Annotated in this window: 9 protein-coding genes; 5 read left to right on the top strand and 4 right to left on the bottom strand. The window is 74.3% G+C overall.

Annotated elements, in window-relative coordinates; all coding sequences use genetic code 11:
- Nucleotides 1-151 precede the first annotated feature (151 nt).
- The 3 genes from ACSNN9_RS26030 to ACSNN9_RS26040 all read right to left on the bottom strand — a co-directional run bounded on the left by ACSNN9_RS26030 (nt 152) and on the right by ACSNN9_RS26040 (nt 1,748).
- Nucleotides 152-565, bottom strand: a complete 414-nt coding sequence (locus tag ACSNN9_RS26030) for a DUF4180 domain-containing protein (RefSeq protein WP_436675840.1) — start codon at nt 563-565, stop codon at nt 152-154.
- The gene (locus ACSNN9_RS26035; protein WP_436675841.1) at nt 558-1,016 is read right to left on the bottom strand and encodes a helix-turn-helix domain-containing protein; all 459 of its coding nucleotides are present in this window, start codon (nt 1,014-1,016) and stop codon (nt 558-560) included. Before ACSNN9_RS26035 ends, ACSNN9_RS26030 begins: the two co-directional genes overlap by 8 nt.
- A 132-nt stretch (nt 1,017-1,148) precedes the next feature.
- Nucleotides 1,149-1,748, bottom strand: coding sequence for a DUF6058 family natural product biosynthesis protein (locus tag ACSNN9_RS26040; RefSeq protein ID WP_436675842.1), 600 nt, complete (start codon nt 1,746-1,748; stop codon nt 1,149-1,151).
- Between the two features lie 516 nt (nt 1,749-2,264).
- Here ACSNN9_RS26040 and ACSNN9_RS26045 point away from each other — a divergent pair.
- From ACSNN9_RS26045 to abc-f, 3 genes are all read left to right on the top strand, one after another.
- On the top strand, nt 2,265-3,464 hold the full coding sequence (locus tag ACSNN9_RS26045; protein ID WP_436675843.1) for an RtcB family protein: 1,200 nt from the start codon (nt 2,265-2,267) through the stop codon (nt 3,462-3,464).
- A gap of 128 nt (nt 3,465-3,592) precedes the next feature.
- Entirely contained in the window at nt 3,593-4,687 is a 1,095-nt protein-coding gene (locus ACSNN9_RS26050; protein ID WP_436675845.1) for an SRPBCC family protein, read from the top strand.
- Nucleotides 4,688-4,922: 235 nt separating this feature from the next.
- The gene (abc-f, locus tag ACSNN9_RS26055) at nt 4,923-6,563 is read left to right on the top strand and encodes a ribosomal protection-like ABC-F family protein (protein ID WP_436675846.1); all 1,641 of its coding nucleotides are present in this window, start codon (nt 4,923-4,925) and stop codon (nt 6,561-6,563) included.
- An 18-nt stretch (nt 6,564-6,581) separates the two neighbouring features.
- Here abc-f and ACSNN9_RS26060 read toward each other — a convergent pair whose 3' ends face one another.
- Complete coding sequence (locus tag ACSNN9_RS26060; RefSeq protein WP_436675848.1) at nt 6,582-7,787, bottom strand: chitosanase; 1,206 nt, start codon at nt 7,785-7,787, stop codon at nt 6,582-6,584.
- A gap of 215 nt (nt 7,788-8,002) precedes the next feature.
- Between ACSNN9_RS26060 and ACSNN9_RS26065 the strand changes: the two genes are divergently transcribed.
- Together ACSNN9_RS26065 and ACSNN9_RS26070 are read left to right on the top strand one after the other, a co-directional pair.
- A complete protein-coding gene (locus tag ACSNN9_RS26065; RefSeq protein WP_436675849.1) occupies nt 8,003-8,482 on the top strand; it encodes a hypothetical protein in 480 nt (159 codons plus the stop codon).
- 312 nt (nt 8,483-8,794) lie between these two features.
- Complete coding sequence (locus tag ACSNN9_RS26070; RefSeq protein ID WP_436675851.1) at nt 8,795-9,937, top strand: snapalysin family zinc-dependent metalloprotease; 1,143 nt, start codon at nt 8,795-8,797, stop codon at nt 9,935-9,937.
- The last annotated feature ends 306 nt before the right edge of the window (nt 9,938-10,243 follow it).

Genomic DNA, 10,243 nt, shown 5'->3' on the forward strand with positions numbered 1-10,243 from the left:
GGCCAGGTCGCGGGTCGGCACCCGCTCGCCGCTGGCGTCGTGCGGCGCGGGGGGGCCGTCGACGGCCAGCGGCTCGTCGACGTCCACCGGCTCGGCGTCCGGCCTCATCCGCGCCGGTTACCCGCCCCGCCGCCCGGCAATCCCGGGACGGTCAGCCGCGCGTCGGCACCCCCTGCGCCCCGGGCCCGGTCCCGCCGGGTCGCGCCGCCGCCAGCCGGGCGTCGAGGGCGTCGAGGTCGGGGACGAACCACACGTGGCCGGACCGGTTCGACTCCTGCACGAGGGCGCGCAGGGCCGAGCTGGCCGCGAGGTGTCGGCTGATGTCGCCCACGACGACCAGGCGGATCCGGTAGTTGACGAACTTCTGCATGACGTCGCCGGCGAAGCGGGTGCCGAGGGAGAAGAAGGAGGCATCGAGCCGGCTCGCCGGCACGGCGACCAGCTGGGCGCCGAGGAAGGCCGAGCCGATCAGGTCCAGCGCGTCCTGCTCGGTGACCACCGGCGGGCCGGCCGGGTCGCACACCAGCACCGGCACCCCGGCCCGTTCCTGGATGACGTCAGGCACCGTCGGCCTCCCCGGTGAGCAGACCATTGTCGCCGTCGAGCACGGCGTCGACCAGGCGTAGCACGTCGGCGGTGGCCGAGGCGCCGCCCAGGATCACGATCTTCATGCGGTTCCGCTCCTCGTCGTGGACGGTCTGGATGCGCAGCGGGTGCGCGGGGTGGTCGTGGGTGCTGTTCGCCGCGGCCAGGACGAGCGTGGCCAGCCGGTCGGCCGCGGCCCGGTCGACGCCGTCGATCTGCAGGATGCTCGACACCTCCACCGCCGCGCCGCCGACGCCGTCGGCGGGTGCCGGCCGGCCGGTCAGCGCGTCGAGGTCGGCGCGGGCGATCCGGTACTGCTTGCCGATCCGCACCGCCCGGAGCCGGCCGGCGCGGATGTAGCCGCGCACGGTGCGCACGTGCAGGCCCAGCCGCTCCGCCACCTGCTCGACCGAATACATTTCCTCACTCATCGCTCCCTAACCTAGTCCAGAAAGGGAAGGATAGGGAAGCCGCTGTGGCGCGGATGTCGTTTCCACCGCGCCGGTGACAGCCCTCGTCGCGCGGCGGCGCGCCTCGGCGGCCGCCACCTCGATGTCGTGCCGTCAGGGGCGGTGACGCAGGCGGGCCCGCACCGCGTCGACGTAGGTGTCGCGGGAGGTCGGGCCGCCGAAGCGCAGCCGGTCGTACGGGCTGAACGCCGGCATCAGGGCGTCCAGTTCGTCGACCAGAGCGGACAGCCGCAGCGCCGCGCCGGCGTCGGTCGGGTCGGCGTCGAGGTCCGCCAGCGCCGCCCGGACGGCGGCCACCAGCTCGTCCTTGCGCCGGATCGTGGTCGGGGTGACCGACCGCAGGCAGACGTACCGGCCGCTGAGATAGGCGTCCCACTCCGCGGCGCCGACGCCCTTTTCGGCCCAGTGGCCGGTGAACCACGCCTTCAGCGCGTCCGTCCCGCCGGCCCGCTCGGCGAGCGCGAGCAGGTCCACGGGCACCATCTCCGCGCCGTCGGAGCGCAGGTATCCCGGCAACGGAAGCCGCCGGTCGAGCATCAGCCGGCGTACGTCGTCCGCGTCGCACCCGTGCGCGGCGCACAGCTCGTCGAGCACCGCGAACTGCGCGCTCACGTACGCGTCGTCCGCCGCCGTCATCGGATGGTCGCCGTTGACCTGCCGATACCGTTCCGCCACCCACCGCTTGAGCCGCATCGGAGCCCCTCCTGCCCACGTCGTCGGGGCGGAACGGTATCGGCCGGACGGTTCGGTGCCGGCCGAACGGTTCCGTGGATATCCGTTGCGGTCACCGTCCCGACCCGCCTACCGTCATCGACGCAAGGTCAGCCGAACGACCCAGGGGAGTACGCCGTGTCGCAGCGCACCCGCACCGACGCCGCGTGGCCGACGCCGCGCGGGGGTGCCCCGCTGCCCACAGGCGGACGATCTCGCGGGCAGCACCGTCCCGAGCAGGGGCGGCAGCCGGGGTGGCGGCGCGTCTAGCGCCAGCGCGTACGCGCAGCCGCCCACCCCACCGGGGACCGGGCGGCTTTCTCGTCCACCCGATCGCCACCCTTCCCGTCCCGTCGGGCCACCCGGCGGGCCGGCCGCGCGCTGGGCGCGGAGCGGCCGTGCAGGTCGCTCCCGCCGGGTTCGATTCCCGGGCGGCCGTCGATCCTTTCCGGTCCCGCCGCGACGGCGACGACCAGCCGACGACACGAGGAGACGACGATGAGTTACACCCCGCTCGCGGGCACCCGCGCGCCGGTCCGGGTCTGGACCGACCCGTACGGCATCGAGCCGCAGGCCGCCCAGCAGCTGCGCAACATCGGCGCCCTGCCGTGGGTGGAGGGTGTCGCGGTCATGCCCGACGTGCACTTCGGCAAGGGCGCGACGGTCGGCTCGGTCATCGCGATGCGGCAGGCCGTCTCGCCGGCGGCGGTGGGCGTCGACATCGGCTGCGGCATGTCGGCGGTCCGCACCTCGCTGAGCGCCGCCGACCTCCCGGACGACCTGGCCGGGCTGCGCTCGGCGATCGAGGCCACGATCCCGGTCGGGTTCCACCAGCGGGAGAAGCCGGTCGACCCGCGCCGGGTCCGTGGCCTGGAGCAGGCCGGCTGGGACGACTTCTGGCGCAGGTTCGCCGACCTCGACCGGCGGGTGGCGCAGCTGGAGACGCGGGCCCAGCGGCAGATGGGCACCCTCGGCGGCGGCAACCACTTCATCGAGGTCTGCCTGGAGCAGGGCGGCGCCGACGAGGGACGGGTGTGGCTGATGCTGCACTCCGGCTCCCGCAACATCGGCAAGGAGCTGGCGGAGCGGCACATCGCGGTCGCCCGGCGGCTGCCGCACAACACCGACCTGCCCGACCGGGACCTCGCGGTGTTCCTCGCCGGCACGCCGGAGATGGACGCCTACCGCCGGGACCTGTGGTGGGCGCAGGAGTACGCGCGGCGCAACCGGGCGGTCATGCTCGCCCTGCTCTGCCAGGTGGTGCGGGAGCAGTTCCCGCAGGTGAGCTACGACGAGCCGATCAGCTGCCACCACAACTACGTGGCGGAGGAGCGCTACGACGGCGTCGACGTGCTGGTCACCCGCAAGGGCGCGATCCGGGCCGGTCGGGGGGACCTGGGCATCATCCCGGGGTCGATGGGCACCGGCTCGTACGTCGTGCGGGGCAAGGGAAACCCGGACGCGTACTGCTCGGCGTCGCACGGGGCGGGGCGGCGGATGTCGCGGGCGCAGGCCAAGCGGACGTACAGCACCGCCGACCTGGCCGCGCAGACCGCCGGCGTGGAGTGCCGCAAGGACGCCGGGGTGGTCGACGAGATCCCCGGCGCGTACAAGGACATCACCCAGGTGATGGCGCAGCAGGAGGACCTGGTCGAGGTGGTGGCGCACCTCAAGCAGGTGGTCTGCGTGAAGGGATGACCGCCGACCGACGCCCGGGAGGGGCGGGCGCCGCTCGTGCGCCCCGGCGGCCCGCGCGGCGCCGGCCCCGCGCGGTGGGAGTCCCCCCGTTTGGGTCGGCCCGCGATCGATACCCGTAGAGTCTCGCCGTGACCGAGATCGACGTACAGGTCGACCTGTTCCACCCGGCGGACCGGGTGTGGCACGCATTGACGGATCGCGCGCTGCTCGCCCGGTGGTTCACCGAGGTCGAGCCGATGGCCGGGGCGCGCGGCCGGCTGCTGCTGTTCACGGCGGGACTGCCCGGGTTCGACGCCGCCGTCGACGCGGAGGTGACCGACCGGCGGGAGCCGGAGCTCATCGCGTTGCGGTGCCTCGAGGGTGGCCGGCGCAGCCGGCTGACCTGTGCCGTCGTCCTCACCGCCGAGGGGTGCCGGCTGTCGGTCCGCGAGGTGCTGGAGCACGGCAGCTGGTCCGACGAGCAGCGCGAGCGCCGCGAGGAGTCGTACCGGCAGGCGTTGACGGGACGGCTGCCGGCGATCCTCGACTGGCTGGCCTTCCGACAGGTCGACCTGCGGCGGGGCGAGGCCGGGATGACCGCCGAGATGCCGGTGACCGAGGCGGTCGGCGACGAGCCGGCACCAGTCGGCCGTCACCGCTGGCCGCTGCTGGTCGCGGGGCTGGCCGGCGTCGTGCTGGCCGCCGGGGCCGCGGTGTGGGCGGTGCTGCCGGCCGAGCCGGACCCCGTCGCCGGCCCCGTTCCGGCGACGTCGCCGACCGCCACGACCACCGCGAGCCGTACGGCGCGGCCGACTCCCTCCGCCCGCCCCACGCGGAGCGCCACGCCGACCCCCTCCCGCCCCAGCCGGACGCCCTCGGCGACCCCCTCGGCGACGCCGTCGCGTACGCCCACCTCGAGCGCGCCGTCGGCCCCCGCCGCGACCGCCCGCTACGAGACCGTGTCGACGCGGCTGTTCGGCTACACGGGCGAGGTGGTCGTCGACAATCCCGGCAGCGCGGCGGTGAACGGCTGGCGGGTGGTCGTCACGCTGGCCGAGGGCGGCACCCTCACCGACGTCAGCGGGGCCGAGTGGCGCCAGGACGGGCAGGTCGTCACCTTCACCGGGCCGCCCGTGCCGGCCGGCCGCTCGCGGACCTTCACGTTCGCCGTCCGCGACGTCGACCAGCTCACCAGGGCGCCCGAGGACTGCTCGCTGGGCGACGACCCGTGCGCGGGCCTCTGACGCCGTCGCCGGCGTAGCGCGTGCCCGTCGCAGCGGGCCCGCGCTGTTAGGATGGGCGCGAGTGATCGGAAGAGGGAGACCAGACGTGGCGGGTGACGACGACATCTCCGGGTGACACCGGAAGTGCCCGGCCACCGGCAGGCGTGCGACCGCCGCCGTCGTGGCCACGGGCCGTCGTTCCCCGAGTCCCGTCCCAGGGCGCCCGGCGCGCCCGCGTCACCCCGAGGGTTTCCGCATGTCCGATGCGTTCATCATCTGTTCGCGCCTCTCCTTCTCCTGGCCGGACGACACCCCGGTCTTCGAGGAGCTGTCGTTCACCGTGGGCGCCGGCCGCACCGGCCTCGTCGCGCCGAACGGCGCCGGCAAGACCACGCTGCTCAAGCTGATCGCCGGGGAGCACCGGCCCACCGGCGGCTCCGTGACCGTCGACGGGGTGCTCGGCTACCTGCCGCAGAGCCTTCCGCTGGCCGGCGACCTGACGGTGGCCGAGGTCATGGGGATCGCGCCGGTGCTCGGCGCGCTGCACGCCATCGAGTCCGGGGACGCCGCCGAGGAGCACTTCACCACGATCGGCAACGACTGGGACGTCGAGGAGCGCACCCGCGCCCAGCTGGACCGGCTCGGCCTCGACGACGTGGCCCTCAGCCGGCCCCTGCACACCCTCAGCGGCGGCCAGGTCGTCTCGCTCGGCCTGGCGGCGCAACTGCTGCGGCGGCCCGACGTCCTGCTCCTCGACGAGCCCACGAACAACCTGGACCTGGACGCCCGCCGCAGGCTCCACGCCGCGCTGGAGGACTGGACGGGTTGCCTGCTGCTGGTCAGCCACGACCGGGCGCTGCTGGACCGGATGGACCGCATCCTCGAACTCGACCGCAGCGAGATCCGCTCCTACGGCGGGAACTTCACCGAGTACGAGGAGGCGGTGCGCGCCGAGCGGGAGGTCGCGGAGAAGAACGTCCGCCACGCCGAGCAGGAGGTCAAGCGGGAGAAGCGGGAGATGCAGCAGGCGCGCGAGCGGGCCGAGCGCCGGGCCGGCAACGCCGCCCGCAACCTCAGGAGCGCCGGCCTGCCGAAGATCTTCGCCGGCACGATGAAGCGGGGCGCCCAGGAGTCGGCGGGCCGGTCGAACGAGACGCACGCGGCGCGGGTCAGCGACGCCCGGGCCCGGCTCGACGAGGCGGGCCGCGCCCTGCGCGAGGAGCAGCGGATCACGCTGGAACTGCCCGGCACCAACCTTCCGGCCGGGCGCACGGTCTTCCACGGCGAGGGCGTGCAGGTCCGCTACGGCGAGCGCGCCCTGTTCGCCGGTGACGGCGTGGACCTCACGATCCGGGGGCCCGAGCGGATCGCGCTCACCGGCCCGAACGGCGCCGGCAAGTCCACCCTGCTGCGCGTGCTCGACGGCGAGGTGCAGCCGGCACAGGGCCGGATCAGGCGGGCCGACGGCCGGATCGCGTACCTGTCCCAGCGGCTGGACCTGCTCGACCTCGACCGCACGGTGGCGGAGAACCTGGCCGCGTACGCGCCCGCGATGCCGGAGGCGCAGCGGATGACCCTGCTCGCCCGCTTCCTGTTCCGGGGCGCCCGCGCCCACCTCCCGGTCGGGGCGCTCTCCGGCGGCGAGCGGCTCCGCGCCACCCTCGCCTGCGTGCTGTTCGCCGAACCGGCGCCGCAGCTGCTCCTGCTGGACGAGCCGACCAACAACCTGGACCTGGTCAGCGTCGCCCAGCTGGAGAGCGCGCTCGACGCGTACGAGGGCGCGTTCGTGGTGATCAGCCACGACGAGCGGTTCCTCGCGGCGATCGGCGTGGACCGCTGGCTGCGCCTCGCCGACGGCCGGCTGCGGGAGACCGGCGCCCCCGCCGGGGTCGCGTGACGGTCGTGAGCGGGGGCGTCAGCCGATGCGGTACTGGTCGCCGTAGACGGCGAACACCAGCGGCGTGTTCAGGTCGAAGTTGCCGTTGTTGAGGAAGACCCGCTGCGCGGTGTCCACGCGGGAGGTGTCCGAGTGGGCGGGTTCCTTCCTCATCTCGGCGACCCGCTCGTCGAGGAAGGCGTGCAGCCAGGTCCGCTCGTCGCCGCCCTGGGCCGGGGGCTTCGCCCGGGCCAGGCCGCGGCTGCGAATCGCCCGCATGCCCTCGTAGCCGTGCATCACCGCCGCGTCGTAGTACGCGAACTGGCCGAGCGCCCGCACCCCGTCGGCCTTGCCGTCGCGGACGGACGGGTTGAAGTACACGCGGTCCCGCTCGGCCTCCTGGGCGGCCCGGAACACGGGATCGGCGGCGGCGGTGCGCCAGTCGCGGGGGAAGTACGGGTCGAGGCCGGCGTGCGAGTCGCTGCCGTTGACGGCGCGCAGCGCCGGCAGGTAGCCGGCCAGCACGTTGCCGGGCTTCGTCCGCGTGTACGCCTCCACCAGTTCGAGCATGTCGCCGGTGCCGGAGCAGAAGCCGATGATGCCGGCGGTGTAGCCCCGCCCGTCGCCGATGTCCTCGATGTAGGAGAACTGCGCGCGCCAGTCGAGCGAGGAGTTCTCGGCCGCCGAGACGAGCTGCATGGCGACGTCCTTCTTGGCCGGGTCGTCGAGGGGAGCGCCGGCCGGGACCGACGGGGTGGGCGTGGCGCCCCCGCCGGGCAGCGTCCACCGCTGGTTGGCGGTGCCGGCGCAGCTCCAGATCTGCAACCGGGCGCCGTTGGCGGTGCTCCAGTCCGTGACGTCGAGGCACTTGCCCGAGCCGGTGTTGACCAGCGCGCCGTTGCTGGCGGTCCACCTCTGCGCGCCGGTGCCGTTGCAGTCGTACAGCTGCACCTTGGCGCCGTCGGCGGTCGACGCGGCGGTGACGTCCAGGCACTTGCCGAGCGCGCGGACCGAGCCGTCGGCGTTGCCGACCGTCCACACCTGGGCCGCGGTGCCGTTGCAGTCCCAGAGCTGGACCGGCGTGCCGTTGGCGGTGTTGGCCCCGGCGACGTCGACGCACTTCCCGCCGAGGCCCGTGATCGGCCCGGCCGCCGCGGCGCTGGCCGAGGGTAGGCCGTAGCCGATCGCGGCGACGGTGACCACGAGGGCGCCCGAGAGCTGGGCGACTGTCCGCTTGCGAGGCATGGCGCTCCTCGGTGGGGGAGTGGCGGCGCGCCGCCTCCGGTCGGTGGGCCTCCGTCGCGGCGGCTCGGCCTGGCGACCGCCGCGCGCTTTAGGAAACTGTATTAACAAATAGCAGTACGTCGATTGCCTGTCAAACGGGGTGGCGTCCGGTCGCCTCCTTGGGCGACGGGGCGTGACGTGGCACGATGCGAGGTGGGCCCGGGAAGGGGGCAGCCGTGTCGATGCTCGTCACCGAGTTGGGTGAGCTGCGCCGTCGCCTGTGGCGGGTGGCCCTCGTCCACGTCGCGCTGTCGGTCGGGTTCGCGCTGCTCGCGGCGATCGGCGTGTCGTCGCCCGCCCGGCGCGCGGGGGCGTTCGCCCTGCCGTGGCTGCTGATCGGGGCCGCCGGGGCGCTCGGCGCGTTGCTCATCGCCGCCGCCGCGTGGCGGCTGCGTGCCGGCCTCGTGGCGGGACGGCCGCCGGTGGGCCGGGGAGCCGTGCGGTGTGAGACGTCGGCCCGCCTGGGCATGGCGCTCGCGGCGGCGGTGGCGCTCGCCGTCGGCGTGGCCGTGGCGCCGGCCGGGTCGGAGCGGGGATTCGTGATCGGGGTGGACGTGGCCCTCGCCGGCGCGCTCGCGCTGTTCGCCCTGGCGGCCGGCGACATCCGCCGGGCCACCCGCCCGTCCAGGCGGGCTGCTGGACCGTCGACCGGATGAACGCCGGGCCGGGCTGATGCGTCTCCGGCGCCGGGCCGCGCGATCCGCTCGTGTTTCGCGCCCCCCGCCGTGGGGCGTGCCGATCCGGTCCGTCCGGCGTCGATCGCCCCGTGGCGGCGCGGGCGTGCCGACTGAGCGTCGGTATGACGATTCCGTTATGCCGTATATCGGCGACCCTCGATCTAGCATTCACGTACATCGATGACCGGCGGTGGCACGCCGCCGGACAACTCAGGGAGTGCGTGTATGTTCCGACGACAACTGCTGCACGCGGCGACCGCCGCGCTGGCGGCGGTGCTGGCCGCAACCGGAATGCAGGCCGCCACCGACACGAGCGCGTCCGCCGACCCGGGCGCGTCCGCCGCCCGGACCGTCTACTACGACGCCAGCCGGGCTGGCGAGTTCCGCACGAACTTCGACCAGGCCGCAGCCATCTGGAACAGCCGGGTCAGCAACGTCCAGCTGGTTGCCCGCACGCCGGGCAACGTCACCATCTACGTCGACAGCGGCTGGCCGCGCGCCCAGGTCACCGGGCTCGGCTCCGGCCTGATCTGGATGGGCTGGACCGCCGTCAACCAGGGGTACGACCGCACCCGCATCGCCAGCCACGAGCTCGGCCACATCCTCGGCCTGCCCGACCGGCGTACCGGGCTCTGCACCGACCTGATGTCCGGCAGCAGCGCGCCGATCTCCTGCCGCAACGCGTACCCGAACTCCACCGAGGCCTCGCGGGTCAACTCGCTCTTCGCCGGCGGCCTGGCCGCGTCGGCGGTGCCGGCCGCGACGTACACCTGGAACGACGACGCGGGTGACGTCGGACCGCTCGTGGTCGGTGGCCGGCCGGCCACCGAGAACTACCCGTGGATGGTGTACGTCTCCGGCTGCACCGGCACGCTGATCAAGGCGAACTGGGCGGTCACCGCCAAGCACTGCGGGACTCCGTCCTCGGTGCGGGTGGGCAGCATCTACCGCAACAGCGGCGGCACCGTCGTCTCCGTGATCCGGGCGGTGAACCACCCGAGCGTCGACGTGAAGCTGCTGCAGCTGTCCAGCTCGGTCAGCTACGCCCCGGCGCCGATCCCGAGCACCTCCGGGGCGGTCGGCACCGCCACCCGGATCATCGGCTGGGGCCAGACCTGTGCCCCGCGCGGCTGCGGCAGCGCCCCGACCGTCGCGCACGAGCTGGACACCTCGATCGTGTCGGACAGCCGCTGCCTCGGCATCAACGGCCCGTACGAGATCTGCACCAACAACACCAACGGCAACTCGGGCGCCTGCTACGGCGACTCGGGCGGCCCGCAGGTGCGCCAGATCAACGGGGCGTGGGCCCTGATCGGCGCCACCAGCCGGGCCGGCAACAACAACTCCACCTGCGCCACCGGCCCGTCCATCTACGTGGACCTGCCGTCCATCCGGTCCTGGATCAACACCCAGGTCGGCGGCCTGCCGGTCTGACCCACCCGGTACGGGGGACGCCACGCGCGGCGTCCCCCGTACGTCGTTGCCGGTCGGGTCGCCGGGGCGTCACGCGGCGACCACCCGCAGTGCGGTACGGTGCCTGGCACACCGACCCCTTCCGAGGTGAACCATGCGTGTCGTGGCCGCGCTCGCCCTGACCCTGGCGCTCGCTCCCGCGCCGACGCCGACGGCCTCCGGCGGGCCGGTCGGTGACCTGCTCGACGGCGTCGGACGGGTCGTCGACGACCTGCTCAGGGGAGGTGGCGGGACCACCCCGGGGGCCTCCCCGACACCCCTCCCGTC

The sequence above is a fragment of the Micromonospora sp. URMC 107 genome, from assembly GCF_051386315.1.
In the GTDB taxonomy this organism is placed as follows: Bacteria; Actinomycetota; Actinomycetes; order Mycobacteriales; family Micromonosporaceae; genus Micromonospora.

Bases quoted from the DNA above. Each gene is read 5' to 3' on its own strand.
- ACSNN9_RS26035 (WP_436675841.1), bottom strand. From the start codon at position 1,016: ATGAGTGAGGAAATGTATTCGGTCGAGCAGGTGGCGGAGCGGCTGGGC.
- ACSNN9_RS26040 (WP_436675842.1), bottom strand. From the start codon at position 1,748: ATGCGGCTCAAGCGGTGGGTGGCGGAACGGTATCGGCAGGTCAACGGC.
- ACSNN9_RS26045 (WP_436675843.1), top strand. From the start codon at position 2,265: ATGAGTTACACCCCGCTCGCGGGCACCCGCGCGCCGGTCCGGGTCTGG.
- abc-f (WP_436675846.1), top strand. From the start codon at position 4,923: ATGTCCGATGCGTTCATCATCTGTTCGCGCCTCTCCTTCTCCTGGCCG.
- ACSNN9_RS26060 (WP_436675848.1), bottom strand. From the start codon at position 7,787: ATGCCTCGCAAGCGGACAGTCGCCCAGCTCTCGGGCGCCCTCGTGGTC.
- ACSNN9_RS26070 (WP_436675851.1), top strand. From the start codon at position 8,795: ATGCAGGCCGCCACCGACACGAGCGCGTCCGCCGACCCGGGCGCGTCC.